Raw genomic sequence first — 26,954 nt, 5'->3', positions numbered from 1 at the left:
ATGTTTTCCGAATCGGAGTGACGAGCTTCGACGAACGGTTCCTAGCCGATAGCAGTGCGCGACGGGAGCGCGGAGCCGCCTCGAGGATGGTGGCCGAGGGTCATCAGCTCGATGATCCGTTGGCGGTCGGTAGCCGATGGCAGGCCCATGTCCGTGGTGTAGCCGTACACCTCGTGCAGTGGGGTCGAACTGGTTCGGCCCTGCAGGATGTCGACTGAGTCGGTGCCGATGAGGCCAGGATGTTCGACGCCGCAGGCCTCTGCGACCTTCAGGAGGTCCCGGCGCAGCGTCTTGATGTAGTTGGCGGCGCGCTCTGCCTTCGTGTCGGGCACCAGGCCGCGGGCCAGCCATGCGTTCTGGGTGGCAACCCCGGTGGGACAGGTGTCGGTGTGGCATTTCTGAGCTTGGATGCAACCGATTGCAAGCATCGCCTCTCGGGCGACGTTAACCATGTCGCAGCCGAGCGCGAATGCGACGATCGCGTTGTCGGGCAGTCCGAGCTTGCCGGCGCCGATGAAGGCGACCTGCTCGTGCAGCCCGCGTTCGGCGAAGATGCGGTACACCCGGGCAAACCCGAGCTGAAATGGCAACGACACGCTGTCGGCGAAGATCATCGGTGCCGCGCCGGTGCCTCCCTCGCCGCCGTCGATGGTCACGAAGTCGACGCCGCGAGCGGTTTCCTTCATCAGGTCGGCGAGCTGATACCAGAATTCCAGATCGCCCACTGCGGCTTTGATCCCCACCGGCAGACCAGTTTCGGCGGCGAGCAACTCCACCCAGTCGAGCAAGCTGTCGGTGTCGGAGAACTCGGCATGTCGTGACGGGCTCACACAGTCGACCCCCTCCGGGATACCTCGCGTCGCTGCGATCTCCGCTGAGACCTTGGACCCAGGTAACAATCCGCCGAGACTTGGCTTGGCGCCCTGGCTGAGCTTGATCTCGATGGCCCGCACAGGTGCGCCTGCCACGACCTCCTTGAGCTTGTCCAGGCTGAACCGGCCCTCGACGAGGTCGCGGCAGCCGAAATACGCTGTGCCGATCTGGAAGATCAGGTCGCCGCCGTTCCGGTGGTAGGGCGAGACGCCGCCCTCGCCGGTGTTATGCAGACAGTCGGCCAGGGCCGCGCCGCGGTTGAGGGCCTCAACGGCGTTCCCGGACAGTGAGCCGAAGCTCATCGCGGAGATGTTGACGATGGACTTCGGCCGGAATGCTCCCGCGCGGCCTCTCGCTGCTCCAATGACTTTGGCGCACGGCAACGCGACCTCGTGTCCCGCCGTGGGCTCTGAGGCAGGAACGCTGCGGCTAAACGTGCGGTGCTTGACCACTGGGTAACCAGCGGTGTGCTCGATGTCGTTGTCGGTACCAAATCCGAAGTAGTTGTTCTCCTTTTTTGCAGATGCGTACACCCACCGGCGCTGGTCGCGGGTGAAGGGGCGCTCTTCGTCGTTGGCGGCCACGATGTACTGCCGCAATTCGGGGCCAACCGTTTCCAAGAAGTACCGCGCATGCCCAAGGACCGGAAAGTTGCGCAGTAGAGCGTGCTTGCGTTGAAACACATCTCGCAGACCGACGGCGGCCACCGTCGATGCAGCAGCGGCAGCGACCACGGGTACGACTCGTTTCATCCCACCCATGTTTCCGCACCGAGGCTGAACCGAAAACCGAACCAACGCAAGGAAGCCAAGCCTTCGCAGACATGTCACCGTCGATTCACACGCAGTGCAGGCCAGGGCGCGCGGCCACCGTCGAGGGCGCCTCATATCTGAAAGGAGGTTTGCGACAGGGTCGGTGGCAGCCCGTCAGTGAGCAGGCCGAAGGTGGGTGCCTGTCGGGTTGTACGTTTCGTCCAGATCGAGCAATCGATGGCCCAGCACGACACGTAGGTGCAGATCAACCACGACGACCAGTAGCGTGTTGAAGCGTCCACTGCCGATCAGGACTTGATCGAATCGCTCGTGAGCGTCGCGATACACGTAGTGCACGTCGTTCAAGCTGGGTACGCCCAGAGCGTCGAGGTCCAAGCTGTCAACGTAAGGCCAGATGTCGAGGGCTGGTTCAGCGTCGTGTGTCACATCCCGCATTGGCTGCGAGAAGCACGCCTGAAACTCACCGACCGTGAGCAGGCGGCTGGCTTCCACCGGCAAAGCCTATCCACGACGGCGACGGGCTGTCCAACACATGCACAGCCATCGGGCGCGCGGCACTACCACGACGAATTCCTCTGGCGAGATCGAGCGACATCCTTGGCCGATTGGGGTTCATTCGCGAAATTAGTCTTCCTGAACCAGATTTCAACCCGGCCACGGGTGCCACTCACGGTGTGGGAGGCGGTGGTGACCGACGGGCTGGTGGCGGCCCGACGGCCACGCAATGACGCGCAGCCGAACAGTGGGTGAACCGCTCTCTGAGCGTCGAGCGCGGTTCTATGCTCTGGAAGCGACCGGTGGGGGCTGGGGTCTGCTGCACGAATAGGTGACATCTGAGTTGGCTTGCCCAGCATGGGCGGGCTGGAAGGATGTCCCCATGGCAAGGCCCTACCCCCGCGAGTTCCGCGACGACGTCGTCCGGGTCGCTCGCAACCGCGATGACGGTGTAACGATCGAGCAGATCGCCACCGATTTCGGAGTGCACCCGATGACGCTGCAGAAATGGCTCCGTCAGGCCGACATCGACGAAGGCACCAAGCCCGGCAAGAGCGCCAGCGAGTCCGGTGAGCTGCGCGAAGCCCGACGGCGGATCAAACTGCTAGAGCAAGAGAACGAGGTGCTGCGCCGGGCCGCAGCGTATTTATCGCAGGCCAATCTGCCGGGAAAAGGGTCTACCCGCTCGTGAAAGAGCTCGCCGCCGACGGGATCCCCGTCGCGGTGACGTGCCGGGTACTCAAGCTCTCCCGCCAACCGTATTACCGCTGGCTGGCCGACCCCATCACCGAGGCCGAACTCATCGAGGCCTACCGCGCCAATGCGCTGTTCGACGCGCACGCAGACGATCCGGAGTTCGGCTACCGCTACCTCGTGGAGGAGGCGCGCGATGCCGGCGAGCCGATGGCCGAGCGCACCGCATGGCGGATCTGCTCGCAGAATCGACTGTGGAGCGTGTTTGGTAAGAAACGCGGCAAGAAGTCGGGCCGCCGGTGCACGACGATCTTGTCGAGCGTGACTTCACCGCTGAAGGGCCAAATCAGTTGTGGCTCAGTGACATCACTGAGCACCGCACCGGTGAGGGCAAGCTCTACCTCTGTGCGATTAAGGACGTGTTCTCCAACCGGATCGTCGGCTACAGCATCGACTCCCGAATGAAGTCACAACTGGCCATCCGGGCACTACACAGCGCGGTAGCCCGACGCGGAGATGTCGCGGGGTGCATTCTGCACTCGGATCGCGGATCTCAGTTCCGGTCAAGGAAATTCGTACACGCCTTGAATCAACACGAGATGGTCGGCTCTATGGGCCGTGTCGGAGCCGCCGGCGACAACGCCGCCATGGAGAGCTTCTTTAGCCTGCTGCAGAAGAACGTGCTCGACCGCCGCCGCTGGGACACCCGAGAACAACTCCGCATCGCGATCGTCACCTGGATCGAGCGCACCTACCACCGGCGCCGCCGCCAGTCCGGCCTCGGGCGGTTGACCCCGATCGAATTCGAAGCAATCATGACCACACCGGCCAGTCAGGCCGCGTGACCGAAACTGTCACCTGATCGTGCAGCAGACCCAAGTTCCTCCGCGGTTTCTGCTTTAGTGATTGCGTGGATGGTCTCGAGCGGTGTGGTGTCGATGGACTTGTGTCCCTGCCTCGGCTGTTTTGCGCCCCGCTGTTGCGGTGCGTAACAGTTTCGAATCATCTTGTTCTGCTTGATGTTTCGGCGGGTAGCTATGACGTCGTGGATCAGGTGGGTGCTGCGATGTGGGAGCAGTTGCTTCGTGAGCCGGATGATCGTGACCTGGCTGGGGTTGCCGGTGAGTTCGGGGTGAGTCTGGCGGTGGTGGAATCCGATTTTTCGACGTTCGCCGCAGAGCAGCGGGCTGTGGGCCGCTTGGTGTCCGAGTGTCCCCGGCCCGGTGCTTCGCGGAAGCTGGTGCCACGTGAACGGCCGACAATTTGGCGGGCGTTTCGGGAACGCGCGAGTGCGCAACGCGAGCTCCAGCGAGGATTTGGCGCCGCCTACGCCAGACGCACCGCCTGGGTGGCAGACAGTGCTGCGCCGCGGATTGCGGTGGATCAGTTGGTGCAGCGGTTTCGTACCGCGGACGGCTTGTTTCCGGCACGTGAAGCACCGTTAGATTGTCTGCCGCGGTCGTTGGCGTTGACCCGCTTCTTGCGGTTGGCTGGATGGCCAGCTGAGCATGTGATCGGCGTGGCACTGCACCCCTTTGAAGCCCACGCATGGGTTGAGGTGGACGGTGCCGCGATTGATGAGAACCCCGCTTCGCTGCATCGCTACACACCGATTGCGCGGGCCTGATGAACACCGCGCCGCCGGCACAAAATGGATTTTTAGTGGCATTGTCCAGCGCGGTGGGTGGTGTCCGGGGGTGGCCTGACGCAGATGAAGCGGGCAGCGGTTCGGCTGTCTGGTTTCAGGGTTATCTCGCCGATTCGGCGGGTTTGTGCACAGTGTTGGGTCTCGATAGCAGGGCATCGTTAGGACGCATCGTGGCCACCGGCTGGCAGCGCTGGGGTGTCGAGGTGATCGAGCGCGTCGTCGGTGAGTACGCCGCGGTGGTGGTGGCTGGCTCTGATGCGGTGATGGTCGGGGATCGCATGGGTTTGCGGCCGCTCTACATCGCCACCGTGCAGCAGGGCATCGTGGTGTCCACTGACTTGGGTTTGTTGGCACGCGAGACCGGGGCCTGGCGTGAGGTGGATGAAGAGTACATCGCTGATGTGCTGGCCACGGGTTTACACCTGGGTTCACGGACGCCCTACCGCGCGATTCGCCGTCTCGGGATGGGCCAGTACGCCACCTGGCAAGCCGGCAGGCTGACGGTCGCCGGTGGATGGCGTCCGCGCATCACACCAATCACCGGGACTGCGCGCGAGCACGAAGAATTGCTGCGGTCAGCGGTCACCGACGCTGTGGCCGGATCCCTGCCGACTGCTTGTGAGGACGGCGCGGTGGTCGTCGAGCTATCGGGAGGATTGGACACTTCCACGGTCTTAGGTGTCGCCACGCGCCGGGTTACGGTCCATGCGGTGAGCTTCGTACACCCCGGCTCACCCGGTAGTGACGAGTCGGACTGGATTCGCGCGGCGCTGAAGGCGACACCGACTCCGTGGCACCCGATCGATGCGACTGAACATGGAATCTTCTCCGCGGGACCGGATTTCGGCATCTTCTTGCCCGCTCCGTCACGCCGAATCCTCAACTGGGCCTCCAGTGGCGCCGAAGAGGACGCCGTGAGCCGGTTGGGCGGCTCAATAATGCTGACGGGAGAGGGCGGTGACGCTGTCTTTCTTGCCGGGGCCTACCCCTGGTATCTGGCTGACCTACTACGCACCGGCCGGTGGGCGCCGCTGAGGCGCGAACTACAGAAATGGAGTACTGATTCCGATGTGAAACGTTCCGCCGGATTCTGGTGGCGCCGCGCCGCGCTCGGTGGACTGCGCCGATGGCGAAGCCAACAGACGCTGACTCTGCAACCGACCAGCCGGCTGGAGGTCATGGCTCCGTGGTTGAACCGCGCCTACATTCGCGATCGCCACTTGCGCGCAAGGGTGGACTCCACGACGCCGCTGCGGGCGTCATCGGTGCACGCTCAAGCCGTGCTGGAAAACATCGTGCGATGCGCCGAATTTGCCCGCAGCCGCCAACTCCTCGTATCCGGATCTGCAGAGGCCAGACATCCGCTGCTGGCCCCAGGGCTGGTGGACCTCGCCCTCAACACGCCGTGGCAGGTTGCTGCCGACCCCCGGATCGACCGCGCCGTGCAACGCTATGCATTTGCCGGACTGGTCAGCGACACGGTGTTACGGCGACGGTCCAAGACCATCGCCGATGAAGCTGTTCTGACGGGCTTCGCGCGCCATCCGCGCTGGCAGACCTACCTTTGTGACGACCCACAACTGGTGCAACGTGGCTACGTCGACTCCTCTGCCTGGACCGCTGCGATTCACGGAATCGGTCTGACCGGTGCGGTGGCTCCCCTTTACGGCGCGATCCAGGTCGAAGTGTGGCTGCGGCACCTTCGCCATGCGGGTCGCCCGGCTTTGCTGATGTAGCCCGGCGGCCACGCCCATTCCAGGTGTCGGCGCGCCGATGTCACTACCTCACCTCGGCGAACTGCTGCGGAACTATTTAACTTCAATTATCTTTACGGCAGTCTCACAGAAGAATCCCAGGGGGAGCGAAATGACCGCGCAGAAGAGTTCGTATTCCGCACCGCAGGTGTCCCACGTCGGCGATGTCCGCGACCTCACCCAAGGTAGTGGCACCTACATGTCCGACAGCAGCACCGGCTACGGCTACTTCGGCTACTACAGCCGGCACATCGACACCCCCGATACCGTGGCAGACCTGCCCGCACGGGCCTGAACACCGTCGCGGGCATTCAGGGAAATGATCCCCGAGAAGATCGGCGCCGGGTTGGCGGCGTTGGCGGCTGTCGCCGGCGTCGTCATGGCGACACCGGCGCCCTCTGACGCATTTGAGACCAATACCGCAGCCCAAGAACATATTTCAATGCCGCCGGCGGGATCGACTCCGGCCATTGCGTTGGTTCGGTCCCAGCTGTGGCTGGTGGATGAGCTGACGGTTTTCCAGTCGCCGAGCGGCAACGTGGGCTGCTCCATCGAACCGATGCGCGTTCGATGCGATATCGCCGAGCGGAGTTGGGGCCCACTACCGCGGCCGGCGGACTGCCACCCTAATGTGAGCTCGGGGCAGGGTCTTGATCTCGACGCGGGCGGCGAGTCTGGCGTGGTGTGTGCCGGCGACAGTGTGCTGGGCTTCGGCGACATCCTGCCCTACGGCGACGCAATACAGGCAGGCTCTTTGCAGTGTGACAGCACCGAAGCCGCGATGACCTGCCATGACAGAACAAGCCGGCACGGTTTCACGCTGTCTCGGCAAGGCTACGAACTGTTCTGACGATCGCACTCCCAAATAACACAGATTCAGAACGAATAACGCAGATTCAGAACGGATTTCGGTACTCGCCAGGATGGTCGGGGAGATCGGCGAATGATTCCACGCGACTGACGTGGCCGCGCTCGACAACGAGAATCTGGTCCGCGCGCTCGATGGTGGAGCGGCGGTGCGCGACGATGAGCACGCTGCGGTGTTCCCGCAGCTGCGTCAACGTCTCGACCAGAACAGACTCGTTCACCCGGTCGAGATGAGCGGTCGGCTCATCGAGCAGGACGAGTTCGGCTGGAGACAGTAGGGCTCGGGCGACCGCCAAACGCTGACGCTGCCCACCCGAGAGCGCACGTCCTCGATCTAGGACACTGGTGTCGAGACCTTGTGGAAGCCCATCGACAAACGCGTCGAGATTGACGCGGCGCAGCACATCGTTGATCTCGGCGTCAGTGGCATCTGGAGCGCCCATCACTAGGTTGTCGCGCAGCGACCCGTGCAACACCGGGCTGTCCTGCTCCACCAATGTGATACGCCGGCGCAGCTCAGCGAGTGGAAAGTCGGTATAGGGCCGGCCATCGAAGACCAGTTGTCCCTCATCGGGCTCATAAAACCGGCACAACAGTGCCAGCAACGTGGATTTGCCTGATCCCGATGGACCCACCACCGCGGTGATCTGCCTGCGACGCAGGTGAAGCGACACCTCACGCAGAACCGGATGAACGCCGTAGGAGAAGCTCACCCCACGTGCCTGCACAAGCGGCGCCTCGCCGGTTTCCGCGACAGCGCTCGACACAGGATCTGTCCGCCTCGGCCGTGTCTGGTCGAGGCGCTCGGGTGCAACCGCCAGCACCTCCTCAATCCGGGCATCGGCGGCCGCAGCAATGTGCAGCGTCGTCAGCCCTCGGTAGACGTCTTGTAGCGGCGCCAGCGAGAACAGCGTCAACAGAAACAACGTCACCAACTCACCGACCGAGATCACACCATCGGAAACGCGGGTCGCTCCGACGACGAGCACAATCACCAACGAACCGGTAGCGGTCATACGCATCACCGGCGCTGACACTGCACCCAACCAGGCCAGCCGCATCCCCGCCCGACGCGCCTCACCGGCCGCTTCCACGATCGCCTCGCCACTGCGCACCTGCGCCTCGCTCATCTTGACCGTGCGAATCGCACCCAGCGTGCGCTCCAACCGGGCACCGTGCTCTCCCACCGCCTGCTGACGCACAGCCGCCGCGCGCCCTGCTTTGGCCAACAACAGGCTTCCACCGAAAAACGACGCCGTGACCACACCCAACACCGCCACCGCGAGCATTGCGTCGATCCGAGCCATCAATGCGCCGGCCACCGCCAGCGTGCACACACCGACGACGACGCGGCTCAGCATCCGCGGGGCTTCTCGCAACTCCGAGATATCAGAGGTAGCCCGGGCGACCAGATCGCCTAGGCGCAAACGATCCAGCTCGGCCACCGGCATCGCCATCAAATGTGTGGCATACACACGGCGACGGTCGAACACCACCTCCTCGCCCAACCGATAGAACAGGTACGTGTCGGCCGCCTCAGCCAGAATCGCCACCACGAAGGCGGCCGCCAAAAGCGACAGCACGCCCCACGACACACCGCCGTGAGACGCCTCATCAACCGCACGTCCGGCAACCAGCGGTTGCACCAGCACTGCCGCACTGGCCAGCGCAGCAGCAGCCACTGCGACCGACATCGCTGCCCAACGGCCCCTCAACGCACGGCGCAGCACCGCAACCACTCCAGCCTGACAGTCACCCATCACCCGCACTCGCCCTCACGTCCTGGGCTGCCCTCGTCGCTTCGAGACGACAACAGATCACCACTGCAACCACCAGAAATCTAGGCCGAATCGGAGCTGTCCGGCGAAACTGGGTCCGTCAGATTAACGGTGTAAGCGGCATTTTCGGTTAGGTGGTTTCGCTGCCCGGCATGCGGTCGGCGAAGGTGATCGCGAAGGCGTTCAGTGCGGGTTTCCAGCGCATGGTCCATCGCTTCTGTCCGGTCCCGGTCGGGTCCAGCGACCGGGTGACCAAGTATAGGCATTTGAGAGCGGCCTGCTCGGTCGGAAAATGTCCGCGCACCCGGATGGCGCGACGGTAGCGGGCGTTCAAGGATTCGATGGCGTTGGTCGAACAGATCACCTTCCTTATCTCGGTGTCGTAGTCCAAAAACGGGATGAATTCACTCCAGGCGTTGCGCCACAACCGAACTGCTGCCGGATAGCGTTGCCCCCATTCGGCATCGAACGCATCCAGCGCCTCAGCGGCCGCAGTGGCGTTGACCGCGGTGTAGATCGGCTTGAGCGCCCGAGCGATCGCGTCGCGGTGCTGGCGGCCGGCATAGCGGAACGTGCCGCGGATCAGGTGGATGATGCAGGTTTGCACCACGGTGTCAGGGAACACCGCACTCACCGATTGCGGCAGTCCTTTGAGACCGTCGCAGACCAAGAAGAAGATGTCGGCCACCCCGCGGTTTTTCAACTCGGTCAGCACCGCCAGCCAGTACTTGGCCGATTCGCCGTCACCCTCGCCGGCCCACATCCCGAGCACGTCACGGTGCCCAGCCAGATCCACCCCGATGGCCGCGTAGACCGGGCGTGGGCCGACCTGGCCGTCGCGGATCTTGACGTGCAGGGCGTCGATGAACACCGCGGCGTACACGCGCTCCAGCGGGCGGGTATGCCAGGCCGTCATCTCTTCCACGACCCGGTCGGTGATCCTCGAGATGGTGTCCTTGGACACCGACGCGCCGTAAATGTCGGCGAAATGAGCACTGATCTCCCCGGTGGTCAACCCGCGGGCATACAGCGACAACACCACCTCATCGACATCGGTCAGGCGCCGCTGGCGCTTCTGGACGATCTGCGGCTCGAAGGTGCCCGCTCGGTCGCGCGGGACGTCGATCTCGATCTGCCCGCATGCGTCGGTCAGTACAGTCTTGGATCGGGTTCCGTTGCGGGAGTTGCCGCTTCCATACCCAGCCGGGTCGTGACGGTCATAGCCCAGATGCTCGGACAATTCCTCATCGAGGGCGGTTTCGATGACTGTCTTGGTCATCGCCTTGAGCAGCCCACCCGGACCGGTCAACGCCACCCCGGCCTCTCGGGCCTGGCGCACCAGCTCACGGGCGACTTCGAGCTCGTCGACCGCACGGCTGTCCGGCACATCAATCGGCGCCGCAGCAGCGGCCTCATCTTCAGGATTCTGCGATGGCTCCACAGCCACGACAGTTTCGGTCATCATGCGACCTTTCCGGCCCCGACACACCGGGGCCGATCAGGCCGTTTACACCCTTATCGCGACAGTCCCGCGAAACTTCATGATCAAATCAAATTGCTCTGTGGCACAGTCTATTTGGATAAGCCGCGTAGCAAGTTGGGTGGACCGCATGACTGTTCGAGCCACGGCGGGCGCCGGTCGACGACGAGCCCCCGAAATCCGTGTCCGGGCCGGAACAGCTTTCGCGACAGCCCGTCACAGTCGGTGGCGATGTGCTCGGCGGTGGCGTCGATGCGGTCGGCGTTGAGCACGGGCGACGTGTTAGAGGCTGAGGTCATAGCCTTGGTCTATTTCCTGGTTTCGGGATTGGCTGTGGTCGAGTCCTAGGGCGCGGTCGATGGCTCGGTCCTGTTGTCTGCGTTGGTTTTTGTGGTGGCTGCTCAGTCTGTTGGTGACGGCGCGGTGGTGTTCTGCGACGAGGGAGGCGACCCGCTCGGGCAGCTCGTGCGCGGGGGTGTCGGCGGCGGTGTGGTGCGCCGTGCGGGCTCGCTCGTCGCGACCGATGACTTGGCGCAGCGCCCAGCCGGCCTGGGTGGGGGTGCCGCGGTAGGCAAGGTGCACCCGGTCAGAAAGATCACGGTGTTGGTGGTCTCCTTCCCCGATCGCGCGGTGGTAGAGGTAAGCGTGGTTGGCCTGACGGCCGCGGGTGAGTGCGACGTAGGCCAGGTTGCGGCTGGCGGTATCAGCGAGCACGGCGTGGGTGCGCTCGGCGGTGACGCCTTGTGAGGTGTGCACGGTGACCGCGTGTCCGAGCTGCACATGCTCACGCAGATAGTCACCGCTGAACACGGCCCACGCTTGGTCGCCGTGTCGGCGGGCTGCGATGCGGGGATGCTCGGCGGTGTCATCGACGGCGATGACCTGCCAGCGTTGCCCGTTGCGCACCGGCGCCCCGGTCAGGACGCGGGTGCGGTCATCCGGGGCGTAGACGGCGACGGTGGAATCATTGCTGCGCGTGACGATGACGTCGTCGACGGTGATGTGGTGACCGCGCGCCCCGGTTACTGTCGCCGCCTCGAGCCCTCGGCGGGTGCGCTCAGCGACGGTGTGGTCGTGGACCCGGCGATTGAGCGCGTCGGTGATCTCGACGGTGTCGGCCAACAGCAGGCTCTCTTTCCCAGCGGCGAGGTCAGCCTGGTGGGCGGCCAGGGCGTCGGCGACCATGGTGACCTGATCCCCGCAGGCCAGGCGCTGGTGGTTGCGGTACCAGTCGATCGCGCGGCGCACCGGCGCGGGCCCACCATCACGCAGAGCCAGGGACGCGGCGCGTTCGGTGGGGTCGTGCTGGCGCCATACCTCGGTCAGGCGTTGGGTCCAGGGCAGCTCGTCACACAGTTGAGCGAACATCCCGCCGCGCGCTTTGACCGGCGCTAGTTGGTGAGCGTCGCCGACCATCACGGTCTTCGTCCCGGTCGTAGTTGTCGCGGCAAGGAGTTGGCGCCACTGATGCGTGCCGACCATGCCGGCTTCATCGACAACGACGACATCGAACGGACCCAACTCCAACTGGCCGTCAGCGAGCCGTTTCAACGCGGCGTGCATGGTGTAGCCCTCCGACGCCGCCCCTTCGGCGAGGGCGACATCGACGGCTTTCCCGGTCGGGGCGATCACGATCATCCGCGCCGTACTGCGGTGTTCAGCGATGGTGCGCAACGCCCGCATCGAAGTGGTCTTGCCCGCCCCGGCCGGCGCCGACAGCGGCACCACCAGCTGTGGTGTGGACGCGATCGCCGCGACCACCTGGTGCTGCTGTTCAGAGAGCCCTAGCGCCGCGGCGGTGTGCTCTGGGCGCACCCATGACACCGCCCGCATATTGGTGGCGTCGACGAGGTCGAACACGCGGCGTTCTTCAGCCAGGATCAGATCGACGCTGAACCGTTCTGAGCCTTCGCGTTGATGCGCACGCCGCGGCCCAGTCAGCCGCATCCCGACGGTGTCCACGCATTCTTCGATGACTTGGCGCGGCATCGGCGCGGCCCCGTCCTGGCCGGCGGCAGTGTCGACGATCAGGGGTAGTTGCGCGCCGATGATCTCGACCAGATCCGCCCGCGTGAGCGCAGCTTTGTCGGCGCGCGCGGCCATCGCCGCCACCGCGCGACGATCCACCACAATGCCGCTGCGGGTGACGCGCGCCGCCGCCGTCTTCGCGGCCTGTTCGCGTGCGGTGCGGGCCTCGGCTTGCGCGGTGCGCGACACCACTAGACCGCGCCGATCGGCGCGCCACTGCGCCCGCAACTCGGCCCACGACAGCGACTCCGGTTTACGCGGTCGGGTGGCTTTCTGCGCGGCCGCCAACTGCGCCTGCGACAGCCCCTTCACGTCATCAACAACGGTGAGATTTGACGCCGCCCACTCCCGCAACGCCGTGCTGCGCGTCGACCAAGCGGCGATCGTTGTCGCATCGATACCGGCGATCTCGGCCATCCCTGTACGGGCATCCACCGGCCCCCATTCCACCCCGATGAGACGGTGCAGTTCGTGGCGCAGCGTGGCCTGATAGATGATCCCCGCCGCGCGTGCTTCGTGGAACAAACTGGTGCCGTCAATCGACACCAACCGGCCATCGGCGCGGGCCTGCCGATTAGGGACCAAGACGTGGGTGTGCAGGTGCGGATCCCCCGCCCGCGAGGTCTCATGCTGATACGCCGCGGCCACCAAACCGGGCAACTTCTGGAGGTCTTTGTTCCCCGTGACCGGGTTATGCACCCGGGTGTAGCCGGCATGCGCGGCGAGGTACTCCAAAGCTTCCGCGATCGCCGTCTGATGCGCCGCAGTGACCGCTTTATCACCCACATCGCCGCCGAACACCCTCGCCAACGACACCGATTTCGGCGCACAAAACGTCAAATCGAACCCGTGCACACCGCTTTTGCCATGGGCCCGACCACACTCCCCTGACGGCGCCACACCCTCGTCTAGCCAGCGCGCCACCACATCCGGATCAGCATCCCCACCGGCCCGCTCAGCGTCACTCAGACCGACCAAACCGGCGACCGTCTTGACGTCCCCCGCACACGCCCAGACCGGGGTACGGGTGTCACGTTCGGCGTAATACTCCGCCAACCCCCCATTGGCCTTCTGCCGGTCCGCCACAGCATCGCCAACCGCCCGCGCAGTGTCGTTGTAATAGTTCACCGACCACAACGACAACTTCGCCACCGTCAACACCCTGTCCCACCTCCTCCCTGAGCCGACCCAGCCCGAAATCACGAAGAAGACCACCCCGAACGGAACCGGCACCACCAGCATCGCACAAACTTGTGCAAATGTGCCATGCTTCTAATCTCTGTCTTGCGGTCTGTAGGGTGAGGGTACGCGCTGGCTGGGGCCGAAGCTGGCGGTAGGAATGGGTTGAACGAGTGAAGATGACAGGAGAGAGTGCGCGCAAAGGACGCTGAGGCAGCGCGGAAAAGATGAGCAGGGAACGACGAAGGATGTGTGATTGGAGACGCTGAATGTGGCGTCTCGCCCGAACGTCAGCGCGCCGTTTCGCGACCACTAGGTGCGTCGTCGACCAGGCGACCAACGGTGCACTCTTCGCGCCGCCGTGCTGTGCCTCCAACAACAGCCCGACGCGGTGTCGCTGAAGGTGCGTTGGGCGTGCGGTTGATGCGTCCAACGCGGGCACGCTGGGAGGCCGCAGCGAGTATCTGGCGGATCTCTTCTTGGCGGGCCGCGATGACCGCCCGCGAGGCCTCAGTAAGCACCGCCGGTCGCGCCGGCTGGTCAATGCTGACGGCGGCGCAGCCGCCGGCCTTTTTGGGTTCCTCGGGAGGTGCCCAGGACAGTCGTCGTAACCGGCTGTGCAGGAACGCACCGGGGTTGGCAATGTGGTCGGGCCAGGTCGTTCCTCGGGCGCGCATGTCGGCGTTGAGCTTGTCGTTGACCGCGCGAGCTGACCACACGTCGGGGTCGACACCGGTGGCGGTGAGTGCGTCGCAGATGGCGCCGATGTGAGCGCGGTCCAGGCCGTGCGTGATCGCGACGAGTCCAGCGGCGAGCCGCTGGATGGCCAGCGGCCGCGCGGTAGCGCGCCGTGGCGGCATTTGTCGTGGTTTGTCGCAGATTTGTTTGGCGGGCGCGCTCGCGCGCCCGCTTGGTGAGTAACTCCCTACGGGAGAAAAAGAACTAACACCGCCTGACGGCGGTAGGTGGAAATCATGCACGAGTGGTGTCGTCGCGGGACGGGCTTCGCGACGCGGCACCAGGTGGTACACCGAGGGTCGGCGGCCGACGCTGGGGGTGTTTGTCGAACCGTGGCCCCGCTGCGCTTCCACGGCCCATCTGGAGGCCCTCAGGACGCGCCAGGCGGCGGTGACGGTGCGCACGTCGCACCCCACCTTGTCGGCGATTGTCGCGCGGGTGACCGCGACGTGGCGGCCGGTGGCGTGGTCGGCGTGCTCGGCCATCACCGTGGCGATCGACAACAGCGTGGCCGTGGTGATCGACACCCGCGCCTCAGCGCACAGCTCTCCGAACGCCGGAGAGTGCGCCCACCGCGCCAGTCCATCGAGCCACCCGGCGCGACTGGTCCACATCGGCGCAGACGGCGCGCAAGAGCCGGCGCGCTGCACCCACTCACGACGACGCTCATTGGCGTGCGCGCGCACCATGTGTGGACTGCCGGCGGGGGTGCCCGTGAGAGCACCGCGCAGCGGCGTGGGTCGCGCACTACCGGCGCGAAGAGAACGGGTACGGAGTTGGTCACGATTTGCGCACTGAATGCGCGCCATTTCTGGAACGTCAGACGAGCGTGCGCTACCGTGAGAACTGTCCACCAAGACAGATCCCTTCGGGGAATGGGTGCGGACCCAGAACCGAGCTGCGAACTCGGTTCAAAACCTCAGACAAGGGCCTCGCTAACGCGGGGCCTTCGTCATATCAGCGGGTAATCCGCACACCAGCTATTCAGATGTTCAGCTCTGCCGGGGGCTGGTCGGCAAGGCAGAGATTGCGAGCCCTCGGCGCCATGTCGTCACATCGCCAGCGGCAGAACCTCCTTGTCTAGTTCGCGGACCAGCTCGGGATGGCCGGCCTGGATGGCCAACAGGTCGGCCACGTATTGCGAGACAGACATGCCTCGGTCGGCGGCCTGCTGCTTGATCTTTTCGGAAACGAGACGCTCCGGGCGGGTGAGCAGTTCCACGCGGTCGCCTTTACGAGGTCGAGGCATGAATCGAAGACTGCCAGCAACAACGCGGTATCTGATACAGGACACGCCGGGGTCTGTGATGTTTTTGTGACTGGTGAGGTCATGCCGCCGCTGCGCTTTCCGGGCTAGTTGGCGTCGGGATCGATGATGAGTTCGTACAGTTCCGTGCTGAGGACCTGGCGCACGGCTTGGGCGCGGGCCTCGGTGCGTAATGCAGTCTGCGTCAGTGGGTCTGGCACCTGGCCGTGGTGTCGGCAAGTCCAGTCGCGGATGCTCAGGTCGCCGAGAGTGGCGGCGTGGGCACGGGCTATCCACGTGATTCGGTCGGCCTCGTCGCGGATGAACTCGGTCCGCTGGTCGGTGGTCCAGTCCTCGGGTAGCCCGAGATTTGTGGTGTAGACCGCCTGGACGGTGCGGTGAATTGCGGGATCGACGGGTGGCGGCATGGTCTCGGACGTGCAGGAGTGCACGCGGCGCGGTCGTGCGGTGCGGGCCGGAAAGCGTGGTGATTCCGACCGCCTCCTCGCCAGGGCCGGGGCCTACGGCTCGAAGTGGGAGCGGAAGCCTTCGAGCCAGTCCGCTCGCGCGTGGCCGGTGAGATCGCCTGGAACCCATGTCTCGGCGTCGTCGGGGCTGTCTGCGTCGCCGCTGGCCACCCGTTCGTGGGCTTCGAGGTAGCCGGCGACGTGCATGTCATCGGACTGGGAGAAGACGGCTTGGATGGTGTCGAGGTTTGTCGTGAAGTCCTGGTAGGCGGCGCGGCGCTCGGCGTCATCGGTGTAGTCACCGCCGTACCGCTGCAGCCATGCCTGCCAGTGCTCGGTGGAGCCTGGCTTCGGCGGCGGCGAGGGTGCGCTCATCAGGGCCGACTTTAGGCCGCCGCGCCGACGACGAGCGCGGCGTGCGGGGTGCCCCGTGGGTCGCCGAGCATGTCCAGGATCGGGGCGCCGGTCGGTGCGGGTCCGTGGATCACTGACCGCAGCACTCGTTCGAAGGCGAGATCCACTGCCGGGGCGTCCTCCAGGAGCAGATCGAGGAGCTTCTCTGCGGCGGGGGTGTTGAACGGATTGGCTGTCAGCTGCGCACACAGCGCACGGACCTGGGATGCGAAGTCCCGGACCGCACTCACGTCGTCTTGGACCGTGCCGAGGGTTTCCATGCCCTCACTGTAAGAGCGTGCGTGCATACATGCAAGCAAGTTGCATGCAATCTACTTTTATTGATGCATGTAGGATGCGTGCATGCCCGATTCGGCGGGGGATGCTCTCGACGGCGGCGCGGCCGACGCTGCCAGTAGCGCGCTGCCGCTGCGTAAGCGGCAGCAGAAGGTGCCGCTGAACACCTATGTGCGTCCGGGCACGCAGCAGCGCGTGGAGGTGTTGAAGGACCGCGGGTACGCGGTCACTGACATCGTGGATGCCGCGCTCAACGAGTTCTTGGACCGTGCCGGGGTGCCCCAGGCCGAGTAGCTCGGACCCCCGGAGCCTGGCCAGCGTTTTCCCTCCCGGCTTCCTCGTACTGGCCCGTTTGCGCGGTGGGTAGTGGCTGTCCAGGCTCGACCGTAGGTCGACCGCGCAGCGGCGGTACCGGCCTTGACGGCCACCATCCACCGTTTCGCCACAATCGAGGCCGAGGAAGTCCGCTCCCCCATGAGCCGGGTTTCTCACGGTCGTCGCACGGACGTGATGATCGTGGCCACCGCTTCGAGGCCGACCCCAACGATGGCGCCGATTGCTCGGCCGACTTCGCCGATGGTGACCTTGCAGTCGGGAATGCGGGCCAGGTAGCCCGCGAGCACGCAGATTGCCAGGCCCAGGACCGTGATCGCCACGACGATGATCGCCACGACGATCAGGATGGATTCGCTCATTGGGCGTCTCCTTGTTCGGTGGTGGTCAGGAGATGGCTCCTGGAGCTGGCTGTAGTCCCGCTCTCTTCTTCTGGGCTGGCACAGCGTGCTTTACCTGGCACTGGCCGCACCTTTCTCGTCGTGGTTCCGGTACACGGGGGAAGTACCGGCCCTGGAGCTGCTTTCCGTCGTGTGGCATGCGGCAGTTCCGGGTCTCGCCTGAGCAGGTATAGACCCGCGGCGTGCAGCGTCCGATTCGCCGAAGTGCTCGGCACCGCTGGAGGGGTGACGTTTGGGGGTTGGTAGTGGCATGCCCTCTAATGCCGGCTTGTCGGCCGGAATTCCGACAAATCAGGTTGTTACGGTCAGATCACAATGCTGGAAGTGTGCCTTGAGCTGGATAGACGTAATAACGTCACAATGCAATGACGCATATACGTCATTGCATTGTGACGTATACTCGCGGCATGCCTACAGTCTCTTTGGTGCACACCAAAGGCGGCGTTGCGAAGACAACGTCGGCGGTGTATCTCGCAGTGGCCGCGCATCGCCGTGGCCTTGATGTCGTGCTTATCGATGCCGACCCTCAGGGGTCGGCGCTGGAGTGGGCGGCGGCCGCAGCCGACGACCCGTTTCCTTTCCCCGTGGTGCCGGCCCGGCGGCCACTCGACGTCAACGGCCGTCAGGATCTGACGATCGTCGACACTCCCCCTGGTACGGCCCAGGTGATCCAGGAAGCGATCGAACTCGCCGATCTGGTCGTAGTGCCCACGGGGGCCTCACCGCTGGACGTGCGCCGCGTATGGCCAACCCTAGAGATCACCGCACACAGACCGACTGCTGTCCTTTTGACCGGTGTGGACCTGCGCACCCGTTTAGCCGATGAGGTGAAAACCCTGCTTGAGAACGAGGGGGTGCCGGTGATCGGGACGCGGATCGTGCGGCGTGAGGGGATTCGGCGGGCGTTCGGTTCGGCTCCAAGCCAGCTGCACGGCTATGACGACGTGTTGAACGAATTGATGGAGGCGCTAGTCCATGTCTGATCTGTCTTCGAAGATGGCCGCGCGGGTGAAGACGGAACCGGCGAAACGGGCGGCCGAAGCGTTCCGCTCCCCCACCGACGACATGCAGCGCGCCACCGTCTATCTGCCTCGTGCCACGGTGCGTGGGTTGAAGCAGGCCGCGCTGGATCAGGACACGAGCATGAGCAGAATCCTCACCGACCTGGCCGAACAGTGGCTGGCGCAGAACGTCAAGACGCAATGACGTATTGACGTGATTACGTCAATACGTCATTGCGTCCTAGCCCGTGTGCTCGCTACTGAGGCGGGCGGGCCGCTCCTTCACAAGCCGTTGATGCCGTGACGGGTCCGGTGTATGCTCGCTTGCAGATGCAGCCGGTTCTCCGAGCTGTTCGTGAAGAAGCCTCCCTCCTTGTGAGGGGGGCTTCCTTGTTTCTGGCACAGTGACCGGTTATGCCCGTAGTCCCGGCCGAGGTCTTCAAGTGCCTACACGCTTCGCGGTTGGCGCACTATCGGGCGGTTGCGGGCGGTCAGGATGCCGACGCGCTGGCGTTGTACGAGTGGAATATCGAGCTCGCTTCGGCCTTGCAAGATCCGCTAGGGATTGCCGAGGTCGCAGTGCGTCACGCGATCGACACGCAGCTAAGCAACTGGTCGCAACAACATGGACATGGCGCTGACTGGATCAACTACATCGCCCACATTCCGTACCTGTCCGGACCGGCGGTGTTCACCACGACGCGTCACAAGCTGTACAAGGCAGCAGACCAATCGCGCCGATCTCGGCCGGCGAGCCATCCCCGGCACGGGGACGCGATCACCCACGACGACCTAGTGGCACACGTGATGTTCGGAACCTGGGCCAGTCTTCTACCGGAGAAGTTCGACGCGAGCTGGGTGGACCCGAACGGAAATCCGGTTCAAAACCAGGTGAACCTGCAAGCTCGACGCGACTTATGGCGCAACTGCCTGCACGGGGGATTCCCGAACGTCAAACAGGACCCGCGGGGCTACGGCACGGGTAACAAGGTGCGCGACCTCCGCAAGCTCCGTAACCGCGTTTCACACATGGACTCGCTGCTCTACGTGGACGTGAAACACCTACACGACCGTGTTCTGCTGCCGCTGCTGAACTCAATCAGCTACGACCTACACGATTGGGTGGACGGTCGGAGTCAGGTCCGCGCGAATGCTAGCTCAAAGGCCGGGAAATACAACGTAATGACGTATAGACGTATTTGCACCTATACGTCATTACGTCACACACCGGGGCAAGGTGCAGTTCTCAGGTGCTTGGCAGGGGATCTACGCCTCTTCCGCCCGCCGAGCATAGCGGTCCCGCGCAGCCCGCCGTTCAGCATTGGCGATGTCCCCGTTGAACTCTGACGCCAGATCGTCGTAGTCGACATCGAAGTCATCGGGCACAACGAGGTCAGGTAGTTGACCAAAGCAGCGTGTCAGCGGCTTCGAGGTGTCGTCGCCGTCGCTCCTCACGCCTCCAGGGTAGGGGAGTTGGACAATGGTGTGCGGAGCACGGCGATGCGAGGGGAACTCATTGGAATCATTCGAACGCATACGGCGTCATCAAGCGCCAGGCAAAGATGACCGGATGGTTCTGAACGACCCTGGCCGCAAGTCCGCCGACATCCTGCTGTCGTTGCCCGTGGAGCTGAAAGAGCGGATGGTCAACACCATTACGTGGACACGGCCGTACACCGGCATCGGACAGCAGCAGAAGTTCATCCGCAAGGCGATCACCGATCTGTGTGAGCGCCTCGAAGAGGAGTTCAATTCCGGCAAGGCGTTCGAGCCGGGAGTCGCCACCCCCGACGAGTGACACATCGTCCTCGTCCTCGATGAAGACCGGGGACCCGCGCCTGATCCAAATGCGGCTAAGTGCGACACGCCGAGGTCGCCTGCTTCCATTCGGGCGCATCTAGCTGCGAGTACAGTGAATGAGGTGCCGTTAGTGCGCCCAAAATCCGGTTGATGTCAGCACATCCCGGAACTTTTCTGTCACCCCCGCTTTGGCCTTGATACCGGTAGACTTGCCGCACAATCGCAGTAGTACGACTGTGTCCACATCCGGTCGCTACCGCGAAAATCTTCTCTCCTGCCCTAGTTAGGGGCTCCCCGAACAACTGCGCACACAGCCAGTTCCGTAGGTTATCCAGCCACCGAAATGCACTGCTGGACTGATCTTTTCATGGGTTCACCCATGAAAAGGCGCGCTTAGTGCGCGTCGAAGCCGGGTCTTCCCGGCTTTTTTTGTGCCCGGCCCCTGGTCGGGCACTTTCTGTTGGTACACCTCGCAAGGAGGTCAATATGCTCGTCTCGGGCGCGTGGAATCTGGTCTGGATTCTGCCTGTGCTGGTGATGGTCTACCAAGCGGTGTTCTGCCGGCGCGATGAGCCGTCGGAACGCATCGTGGCCATCCTCGGTGGGTTCGCCGGGATCGTGGGCGCGGCCGCGACCGCGCTTCGCGAGTGGTTCCGGTAGCCACCTGAAATGAGCGTCCTTTCCGCCGGGAGAAACCTGCCGATGCCGCCGTAACCGCCTCCGCGCCGGTCGGCCCCGTCAGCGGCCCACGCGCATACACGCTGGCTTTCGCCTCGCAGTCGTCGAAACTCGAGACCGGCACCAAGTCCTACCGACTACGCACCAGCAAGACCGCCACCCGAGCCAAACGCGCCGACTGACCCAAGCTGGGGCCAAAATTCATGACGACGGTGGGGCCAAATCACTTGACGAAACGCAGGCCGTCACGTGGGCCGTCACGGGGCGGACTACAGCCCGTCGCGCGGGCGGCCTACTGCAGCACTCGACGGACCCATGTACCGATCGGGGCATCAAGGCAGCGACCGGACCCGGGCTCGCCCGACACCAGACGACGCCAGTGCTGCGCCGGATGTGGCTGGGAGCTGAGGACCGGCCAGCTCGACTGTGAGTCCTGGTCGAAAAGGACGTCGTCAGCCTGAACCGCTTCAATGAGCACCCACTGAGTGCTGATCTGGTTTCTCATGCCGAGAACGGTAGTTCGACGCCGAATACTCTGCTGCACAGCTTTCTGGCGGCCTCGCGCTCCTGAGTGGGGCACCGGATTTTCAGACCCAACCGGCCCGCTTGCGGGCCGGGCGGGAGCCGTCTCGTGTCTTTTGCGCCAGGCCGGGAGAGCCAGGCCTCTTCGAGCTAGCCGCGGCGCGACGGGTGGCGAGCGTCTGCGATCTGCTGTAGCTCGTCGAGGGACAGCAGGTAGTCCTCTCGGTGGAATCCGCGGTCGCGGCTGGCCTTGATGCGGCGGTGTTCGGCAACCATGCGCATGTAGGTATCAAGCATGAGGGCGTGGGAGTTCCCCTCGTCGTTGCTCTTCCACTGTTCGTGCAGTTCAGCCCACCGGCCGTCGCTCATGAGGAACTCGACGTAGTGGGCCATGTGGTTTTCCAGTCCGTCGTTGCCGTCGAAGCCCTTAAATTCCAGCTCGTACTTGAGGTCCTCGTCGACGGCGGTCCCGTCCTTCTCCAGTCGCCGGATGCTGAAGGTGATGATGCGGAACATGTCGAGGATGTCCAGGACACGGCCACAATCACGCTTGGACAGCTCGGGGCTGAACCCGGCGACTTCACGCCAGTACTCCCCGGTGTAGCCCGCTTCGATCACCCGCGCACGCCCCAGCTGATAACCGAGGTCTCCGTCCACGTCGTCGTTGTCCTCGGGCAGCACGCGCGCGAGGATGCGGTGAAGCAGAGAGAGCACCTGCCGATCGGCAATCCGCATCGTCTCCGGCGCCGGCAGGTCACCGTGGTCCTCCTTGGACTCATAGCCAGGGACGAGCGCCGCCGTGAGCAGATCGCGGACGTACTCGCTGACGGTGACACCCTCGGCGTCAGCCATGTCCTTGAGTTCATCTCGGACCTGATCGTCGACTCGGATATTCAAGACGGCCATATCGCCCTCCTTAACGTAATTTTGTATGACACCCGATAAACAGTGTCACACAGCACTACGTGCGTGACAAGGGCGCTAAGGGGGACACGGTGTCGCCAGGAGCTGTTCTCGTTTGTAGAGATCTGAGACGGATCAGATCTGGTCTCGTCACATATGGCGGGCCAGGTCCCCACCCCCCGGTAGTGAAGAAAAGTTGATCTCCGCCGGGGTGAACGAAGGGAACTGGGCGCGACCGAGGGTGGGTGTTATTCGCGTTGTCCTTTGGTGTGGCGAAGTTGGCGTCCGCGTTGGATGTCCTCTTCGTCGGCTTTTTGGTTCTTGTCCACCACTCGGGTGTCTTTGGGGGGCAATTGCAGTTCGCTCTCGGCGGGTATGCCGGCTTGGAGTTGGCGCCCGCGTTCGAGTTCGGCGTCAAGTTCGGCGCCGAAGAGCAGGGCAAGGTTGGTCAGCCACAGCCACAGCAGGAATACGATCACCCCGGCCAGCGAACCGTAGGTTTTGTTGTAGTTGCTGAAATTGCTGACGTAGAAACCGAACCCGACCGACGCGGTGACCCATACCAGGATGGCGATGGCCGATCCGATGCTGAGCCACCGGAACTTCGGCTGCTGCACATTCGGGGTGGCGTAGTAGAGGATGGCCACGGCCAAGGCAACAAGGACCAGGATCACTGGCCATTTAGCCAGGGCCCATACAGTCTGCGCCACCGCACCCAGCCCAATGGCGTTGCCGACGGCTGCGGCCACCGGGCCGCTGACTGCGAGCATGAACGCCACCGCCGCCGCCAGGAGCAGAGCCGCCAAGGTCAGGACCAATTGCAGCGGGCGCAGCTTCCACGCTGGGCGGCCCTCGTCGATTTCGTAGATGCGGTTCACTGCTCGCCCGAATGCGCCGACGTAGCCCGATGCTGACCACAGTGCCGCGAGTGCCCCGATGAGCAGGGTTACTCCTGCCGTCGGGCTGTTGACGGCTTGTTCGATGGGCTGGCGCAGCAGGTCGAGCGCCGACGCGGGAACAACCCCGCTGGCCGCCTCGAGCAGGGCGTCGACGGTGCGCTGGCCCTGACCGAGCACCCCCAGCAAGGACACCAACACCAGCAACGCCGGGAACAGCGACAACACCGCGTAATAGGTCAGCGCCGCGGCGAGATCCGTGCACTGGTCGGCACTGAATTCGCGGGCAGTTTTCCGCAACACATAAGCCACGATGCTTTGGTGAGGTCGTCGGGGGAATCCGGTTTGCGTGCATCGTCGGGATCAGGAGCATGCTGCTCCTTGTCCTGGGTGCGTGTGTTGTCGTCTCCGGTTCGGTCGTCCTCGTCCTGCGCTGTTGTCTCGGCCATAGTGCACCGGTTGCCCCTCCGGGCAGGTGACCTAACACTCATTGTTTGGTTCGGACCTCGTGTTCGCGGGACAGCCGACGGTGATGACCGGTGTCCAGTCGCGTGGCTCTGGGCGCCACTCGTGGCTATCGGGCGGGCACCTCTCCTCGCCAGGCACCGGTTTCGCTGCCTCGGTTCTCGATGAACGACTTGAACCGGACCAGATCAGCGCCAACCTGCCGGCCATCGAAACCCAATCCTTTGCCGACCTTTTCGATCAGACCGGCGGGCTGCCAATTCATTTCCACGGTGACCCGGGTGTGCGTGTCGTCTAGGGTCTCGAAGCTGACTACTCCGGAGTGGGTGGTTCCGTCGGTGCTGCTCCAGGCCAGACGTTGATCAGGGTGCTGCACCACGATGGTGGCGTCGAATTCGCGGGTTACCCCGCCGAGGCTGATTACCCAATGGGTGTGGGTGTCATCGATCTGGGTGACCTGCTCAACCCCGGACATGAAGTGGGGGAAAGACGTGAATTGCGTCCACTGGTTGTACACCGCTGACAGCGGTGCGGCCACCTCGACTGAACCCGTCACTATTGCCATCTCACATCTTCCCTCTGTCGAAGCGGTTGGAGTGGTGGCCGCGGTCAACTGCCGGGCCATTCGCCGGTGGCCCTCTCGAACAGCCGGGCACCTTGACGGTCGATCACTGTCTTGACCACGGAGAAGATAGCGCCTTGGATGGCGGCGGCCAACAGAATCTCTTTGAACGGATACTCGGTCTCTAACGCCTTCGGCGGATCGGGTTTGTCACCGGGGGTGGCGCGCTGCCACACCTGTTTGAAGATGACGCCAGCGAGAAGTCCACCCACCACCGAACTGAGCAGCCCCACTGGTCGATACAGAATCTTGGCCGACGTACTCGTGGTTTTCTCCACGACGGACACCTCTTTCTCTGAGCTAACGCGCACGCTAGCGACGGCTACGCCACGCCAGAATGCCGACGATGAGCAGGCTTGCAGCCACGATGGCGGCGACCGGCACCGTCGGTTTCACCGCTCCGGTGTTGTCGGTGAGCGCTTCCTGGGTGGCCGTTTGCACGGCACTGGCCTTTTCGGCGACCACTTCGCGGGCCTGCACAGCTTTGTCGGTGAGTCGGGCTTTCGCCTCGGCAGCCTTGCGTTGTGCCTGACCTTTCACGTCCGCTTTCGCGGCCAGTGCCTCCACGGTGTTGCCGAGTTCGTGACGCGTTTTCTCGATATCAGCTTCAATGTCCGCGGCGCTGGCGTCAGGCCCAGGCTCGCCGGAGAGGTCGGGTGAGGGTGGTTGCGACGGTGACTGCTCAGTGGCCATGACGGGCGTTCTCCACTTCGGTGAGGTCTTGTTTGACATTGGCAATGGTCGCCTCCGGGGCGGGGGAGGCTTCACTGAGTTGTTTCTTGCTGATAAGACCCGCGATGCCGGCGATGATGAACAGAGCCGCAGCGATGATCAATGCTGACGCCCAGACCGGTAGTACCAGCGCAAGAGCGGCGATCGCCGCGGTGATAAGACTGGCCAACCCGAACACCGCTAACAGTCCGGCGACACTGATGAGGCCAGCGCCGATGCCGGCGTGTTTGGCTGAATCCGCGAATTCCTTTTGCGCCAACCGCATCTCATCGCGCACCAGCCGCGACGTCTGCGTCGACAACTGAACTAATAGCTCACCAATCGGGGCGTCAGCGCTGTTTCCCGGTTCCGCCTTCATCTCCACGGCCTCTTTCTCACGATGTTATTGCCATCTGCAGATTCGGGCGGCAGACGGGGCCCTTCCAGAACAACTAGGTGGTGGGTTCACCGTGCACTACGTCACGTTCGTGCTGAGTGCGTCGCTCAAGTTCAGCTTCATCGAGGTGTTTACCTTCTTTAGCGTGCTCGTGGCGATCCGGGTGAACTTCCTCACCGGGGGTCAACACGTCACTAAGGTCGGGCTGCTCGTTGGTTGAAGACATAAAGCGGCTATACCCCGGCGGCACCGCACCAAATCGGCCCGCTCGGATGAGCGGATAAGTGCAGCCATTGATCGTCGTCAAGGGTGGGCTGATGGTGGGGTTCATCGGTGGGTGACCCAGCGTGAACTCGTGGCGGAGTTACTAAGTGGTTTCCCGACACCGACCACCACCGCGCCCCCGGGCTCGCGGGTTCCCAAGACGGTGCCACCGGGGATGCCGGGGCGACGCGTTATCGACGAGTGCAACCTCCAAGATCGGCGCGGGGATAACCGGGGTGGGTGACTTCAGTCACCGGGCCAGGTGCGCTGCTGCTGGGCCGCGTATCGACCATTTTGATTGAGCAGTGCTAGACCAGCTCCAGTGAGCAACAGTGCCGCAATCCCTGCTGTAGTCCCCGCCTGGGCGAGTCCCAGCGCGTAGCTCAACACCGCTGCGGTCAGGGCGCCCACTCCAACCACCATCAGCGTAAGAGACATCTTCATCACCGTCCTATACCCATCAAGAAACCCGGACAGTGACGAGCGGCGCGGCGGTGAAGCCAAGAACCGAAATCCCACGCAATCGACAACGATGGGCTAGGCCACATTGTCTTGTTTCTAGAGATGTCGGACGGCCAAGATCCTGTCTCGGATCGTTCCCCATTTCCGGTGGTGTGAAGGCTGAATGATCGCGAAGAAACTTGAAATCGCGCGATGAGGACCATGGTGTGAACTCTGCGACTGGTACGCCCTTGCACCACGAGTACGTCGCCTGGCTCGAATGGGCATGCAATTTCGGCGAGCCGCGAGCCAGCCATGCACGTTGGCGTCCCTAACGCCCCCTGGTCCTGCGTTCACGAGCCAGGTTTTACCTAACGCGACGCTCCCACGCATCGACAATGTCGTAGCCACCCTCTACTCGCCGCCACAAGCCGGACAGGACGAGTTCTAGAGCGAGCAACGTGGTGTCAGAACCAAGTCGTTCGTCGGGGATGAATCCAGGTGTGTTGCGGCGCATACTGGCTGCCGCCGCGTGTAGGGCCAGCATGCCTGCGGCCCTCGACAGCATCACGTAATCGCCGTGGTGCGGTTCGACCCAAATGAAGTCGCGAACCTCGTTGGGGTTGCTCACGTCGATCTCGTCCTTTCGCGCCTTTGCTCTCCAACGCTAGCCCCAATGTCGGACCGTGCACACCTCGCGTCAAGTTCAAATTCGTAATAAAGCTATTCGCCTCAAGTTCAAATTCGGAGACACGGTGACGGGGCTGTGCGAACACACTGCAAACAATGCCAGTCTCATATCTAGAGAAAC

At 63.7% G+C, this 26,954-nt stretch carries 31 protein-coding genes and 2 pseudogenes; 12 read left to right on the top strand and 21 right to left on the bottom strand.

Going from position 1 to position 26,954, the window contains the following annotated elements; all coding sequences use genetic code 11:
• Positions 1–41 precede the first annotated feature (41 nt).
• Entirely contained in the window at positions 42–1,625 is a 1,584-nt protein-coding gene (locus tag ACAG24_RS28660; RefSeq protein ID WP_370476106.1) for an FMN-binding glutamate synthase family protein, read from the bottom strand.
• Positions 1,626–1,799: 174 nt separating this feature from the next.
• Positions 1,800–2,138: a hypothetical protein gene (locus ACAG24_RS28655; RefSeq protein WP_370476104.1), complete on the bottom strand. Its 339-nt coding sequence runs from the start codon at positions 2,136–2,138 to the stop codon at positions 1,800–1,802.
• A gap of 385 nt (positions 2,139–2,523) precedes the next feature.
• Between ACAG24_RS28655 and ACAG24_RS28650 the strand changes: the two are divergent.
• From ACAG24_RS28650 to ACAG24_RS28630, 5 genes and pseudogenes are all read left to right on the top strand, one after another.
• Positions 2,524–3,679, top strand: a pseudogene (locus tag ACAG24_RS28650) (IS3 family transposase).
• Positions 3,680–3,744: 65 nt separating this feature from the next.
• A complete protein-coding gene (locus ACAG24_RS28645) occupies positions 3,745–4,461 on the top strand; it encodes a lasso peptide biosynthesis B2 protein (RefSeq protein ID WP_370476101.1) in 717 nt (238 codons plus the stop codon).
• The gene (locus ACAG24_RS28640; protein ID WP_374150814.1) at positions 4,461–6,218 is read left to right on the top strand and encodes an asparagine synthase-related protein; all 1,758 of its coding nucleotides are present in this window, start codon (positions 4,461–4,463) and stop codon (positions 6,216–6,218) included. The genes ACAG24_RS28645 and ACAG24_RS28640 overlap by 1 nt, the downstream gene beginning before the upstream one ends.
• 130 nt (positions 6,219–6,348) lie before the next feature.
• Positions 6,349–6,531, top strand: a complete 183-nt coding sequence (locus ACAG24_RS28635) for a lasso RiPP family leader peptide-containing protein (RefSeq protein ID WP_370476096.1) — start codon at positions 6,349–6,351, stop codon at positions 6,529–6,531.
• A 24-nt stretch (positions 6,532–6,555) separates the two neighbouring features.
• Positions 6,556–7,086 (top strand): DUF6636 domain-containing protein, encoded by a 531-nt coding sequence (locus ACAG24_RS28630; RefSeq protein ID WP_370476094.1) that lies wholly within the window; start codon positions 6,556–6,558, stop codon positions 7,084–7,086.
• 46 nt (positions 7,087–7,132) lie between these two features.
• Here the strand turns inward: ACAG24_RS28630 and ACAG24_RS28625 are convergent, their stop codons facing one another.
• From ACAG24_RS28625 to ACAG24_RS28585, 9 genes are all read right to left on the bottom strand, one after another.
• Positions 7,133–8,797: an ABC transporter ATP-binding protein gene (locus tag ACAG24_RS28625; protein WP_370476092.1), complete on the bottom strand. Its 1,665-nt coding sequence runs from the start codon at positions 8,795–8,797 to the stop codon at positions 7,133–7,135.
• A 214-nt stretch (positions 8,798–9,011) separates the two neighbouring features.
• Positions 9,012–10,346, bottom strand: a complete 1,335-nt coding sequence (locus ACAG24_RS28620; RefSeq protein ID WP_370476090.1) for an IS256 family transposase — start codon at positions 10,344–10,346, stop codon at positions 9,012–9,014.
• A gap of 107 nt (positions 10,347–10,453) precedes the next feature.
• Complete coding sequence (locus ACAG24_RS28615) at positions 10,454–10,660, bottom strand: hypothetical protein (RefSeq protein ID WP_349319076.1); 207 nt, start codon at positions 10,658–10,660, stop codon at positions 10,454–10,456.
• A complete protein-coding gene (mobF, locus tag ACAG24_RS28610) occupies positions 10,644–13,631 on the bottom strand; it encodes a MobF family relaxase (protein ID WP_374150813.1) in 2,988 nt (995 codons plus the stop codon). Before mobF ends, ACAG24_RS28615 begins: the two co-directional genes overlap by 17 nt.
• Before the next feature lie 227 nt (positions 13,632–13,858).
• Positions 13,859–14,920, bottom strand: a complete 1,062-nt coding sequence (locus ACAG24_RS28605) for a rep protein (protein ID WP_370476156.1) — start codon at positions 14,918–14,920, stop codon at positions 13,859–13,861.
• A 437-nt stretch (positions 14,921–15,357) separates the two neighbouring features.
• The gene (locus tag ACAG24_RS28600; protein ID WP_062660266.1) at positions 15,358–15,555 is read right to left on the bottom strand and encodes a hypothetical protein; all 198 of its coding nucleotides are present in this window, start codon (positions 15,553–15,555) and stop codon (positions 15,358–15,360) included.
• A 104-nt stretch (positions 15,556–15,659) separates the two neighbouring features.
• Positions 15,660–15,980: a hypothetical protein gene (locus ACAG24_RS28595; protein ID WP_370476153.1), complete on the bottom strand. Its 321-nt coding sequence runs from the start codon at positions 15,978–15,980 to the stop codon at positions 15,660–15,662.
• A 93-nt stretch (positions 15,981–16,073) separates the two neighbouring features.
• Positions 16,074–16,394, bottom strand: a complete 321-nt coding sequence (locus tag ACAG24_RS28590) for a hypothetical protein (RefSeq protein ID WP_370476151.1) — start codon at positions 16,392–16,394, stop codon at positions 16,074–16,076.
• 11 nt (positions 16,395–16,405) lie between these two features.
• Complete coding sequence (locus tag ACAG24_RS28585; protein ID WP_370476149.1) at positions 16,406–16,693, bottom strand: hypothetical protein; 288 nt, start codon at positions 16,691–16,693, stop codon at positions 16,406–16,408.
• 82 nt (positions 16,694–16,775) lie between these two features.
• On the opposite strand from ACAG24_RS28585, the gene ACAG24_RS28580 reads away from it, so the two are divergent.
• Entirely contained in the window at positions 16,776–17,003 is a 228-nt protein-coding gene (locus tag ACAG24_RS28580) for a hypothetical protein (protein WP_370476147.1), read from the top strand.
• Positions 17,004–17,197: 194 nt separating this feature from the next.
• Here the strand turns inward: ACAG24_RS28580 and ACAG24_RS28575 are convergent, their stop codons facing one another.
• Positions 17,198–17,404, bottom strand: coding sequence for a hypothetical protein (locus tag ACAG24_RS28575; RefSeq protein WP_241207923.1), 207 nt, complete (start codon positions 17,402–17,404; stop codon positions 17,198–17,200).
• A 464-nt stretch (positions 17,405–17,868) separates the two neighbouring features.
• On the opposite strand from ACAG24_RS28575, the gene ACAG24_RS28570 reads away from it, so the two are divergent.
• The 5 genes from ACAG24_RS28570 (at position 17,869) to ACAG24_RS28550 (ending at position 20,904) form a co-directional block, all read left to right on the top strand.
• Complete coding sequence (locus tag ACAG24_RS28570; protein WP_234794348.1) at positions 17,869–18,426, top strand: nucleotide-binding protein; 558 nt, start codon at positions 17,869–17,871, stop codon at positions 18,424–18,426.
• Positions 18,419–18,649 (top strand): hypothetical protein, encoded by a 231-nt coding sequence (locus tag ACAG24_RS28565; protein ID WP_062660260.1) that lies wholly within the window; start codon positions 18,419–18,421, stop codon positions 18,647–18,649. Before ACAG24_RS28570 ends, ACAG24_RS28565 begins: the two co-directional genes overlap by 8 nt.
• A 257-nt stretch (positions 18,650–18,906) precedes the next feature.
• A complete protein-coding gene (locus tag ACAG24_RS28560; RefSeq protein ID WP_370476144.1) occupies positions 18,907–19,791 on the top strand; it encodes a hypothetical protein in 885 nt (294 codons plus the stop codon).
• A gap of 223 nt (positions 19,792–20,014) precedes the next feature.
• A complete protein-coding gene (locus tag ACAG24_RS28555; RefSeq protein WP_370476142.1) occupies positions 20,015–20,242 on the top strand; it encodes a hypothetical protein in 228 nt (75 codons plus the stop codon).
• A gap of 488 nt (positions 20,243–20,730) precedes the next feature.
• A complete protein-coding gene (locus tag ACAG24_RS28550) occupies positions 20,731–20,904 on the top strand; it encodes a hypothetical protein (RefSeq protein WP_241207927.1) in 174 nt (57 codons plus the stop codon).
• 310 nt (positions 20,905–21,214) lie between these two features.
• Here the strand turns inward: ACAG24_RS28550 and ACAG24_RS28545 are convergent, their stop codons facing one another.
• The 7 genes and pseudogenes from ACAG24_RS28545 to ACAG24_RS28515 all read right to left on the bottom strand — a co-directional run bounded on the left by ACAG24_RS28545 (position 21,215) and on the right by ACAG24_RS28515 (position 25,420).
• Entirely contained in the window at positions 21,215–21,427 is a 213-nt protein-coding gene (locus ACAG24_RS28545; protein ID WP_370476139.1) for a hypothetical protein, read from the bottom strand.
• A 167-nt stretch (positions 21,428–21,594) separates the two neighbouring features.
• On the bottom strand, positions 21,595–22,350 hold the full coding sequence (locus tag ACAG24_RS28540; RefSeq protein ID WP_370476137.1) for a YfbU family protein: 756 nt from the start codon (positions 22,348–22,350) through the stop codon (positions 21,595–21,597).
• Positions 22,351–22,595: 245 nt separating this feature from the next.
• Positions 22,596–23,692 (bottom strand): annotated as a pseudogene (locus ACAG24_RS28535) (YihY/virulence factor BrkB family protein).
• A 125-nt stretch (positions 23,693–23,817) separates the two neighbouring features.
• Positions 23,818–24,246 (bottom strand): SRPBCC family protein, encoded by a 429-nt coding sequence (locus tag ACAG24_RS28530; protein WP_370476134.1) that lies wholly within the window; start codon positions 24,244–24,246, stop codon positions 23,818–23,820.
• Between the two features lie 71 nt (positions 24,247–24,317).
• A complete protein-coding gene (locus ACAG24_RS28525) occupies positions 24,318–24,608 on the bottom strand; it encodes a DUF4235 domain-containing protein (protein ID WP_209840977.1) in 291 nt (96 codons plus the stop codon).
• Between the two features lie 34 nt (positions 24,609–24,642).
• The gene (locus ACAG24_RS28520; RefSeq protein WP_370476131.1) at positions 24,643–25,023 is read right to left on the bottom strand and encodes a DUF3618 domain-containing protein; all 381 of its coding nucleotides are present in this window, start codon (positions 25,021–25,023) and stop codon (positions 24,643–24,645) included.
• Positions 25,013–25,420 carry a phage holin family protein gene (locus ACAG24_RS28515; RefSeq protein ID WP_115329201.1) on the bottom strand — a complete coding sequence of 136 codons (408 nt, stop codon included), beginning with the start codon at positions 25,418–25,420 and terminating at the stop codon, positions 25,013–25,015. Before ACAG24_RS28515 ends, ACAG24_RS28520 begins: the two co-directional genes overlap by 11 nt.
• A 91-nt stretch (positions 25,421–25,511) precedes the next feature.
• On the opposite strand from ACAG24_RS28515, the gene ACAG24_RS28510 reads away from it, so the two are divergent.
• Positions 25,512–25,658 carry a hypothetical protein gene (locus ACAG24_RS28510; protein WP_156452409.1) on the top strand — a complete coding sequence of 49 codons (147 nt, stop codon included), beginning with the start codon at positions 25,512–25,514 and terminating at the stop codon, positions 25,656–25,658.
• Positions 25,659–25,948: 290 nt separating this feature from the next.
• Here the strand turns inward: ACAG24_RS28510 and ACAG24_RS28505 are convergent, their stop codons facing one another.
• Positions 25,949–26,146, bottom strand: a complete 198-nt coding sequence (locus ACAG24_RS28505; protein WP_374150812.1) for a LapA family protein — start codon at positions 26,144–26,146, stop codon at positions 25,949–25,951.
• A 364-nt stretch (positions 26,147–26,510) separates the two neighbouring features.
• The gene (locus ACAG24_RS28500) at positions 26,511–26,774 is read right to left on the bottom strand and encodes a hypothetical protein (protein WP_370476127.1); all 264 of its coding nucleotides are present in this window, start codon (positions 26,772–26,774) and stop codon (positions 26,511–26,513) included.
• Positions 26,775–26,954 lie beyond the last annotated feature (180 nt).

Source organism: Mycobacterium bulgaricum (assembly GCF_041287165.2).
Lineage (GTDB): Bacteria > Actinomycetota > Actinomycetes > Mycobacteriales > Mycobacteriaceae > Mycobacterium > Mycobacterium bulgaricum.
Note: the sequence above shows the minus strand (reverse complement) of the source record. Positions and strands in the feature narration are given on the sequence as shown.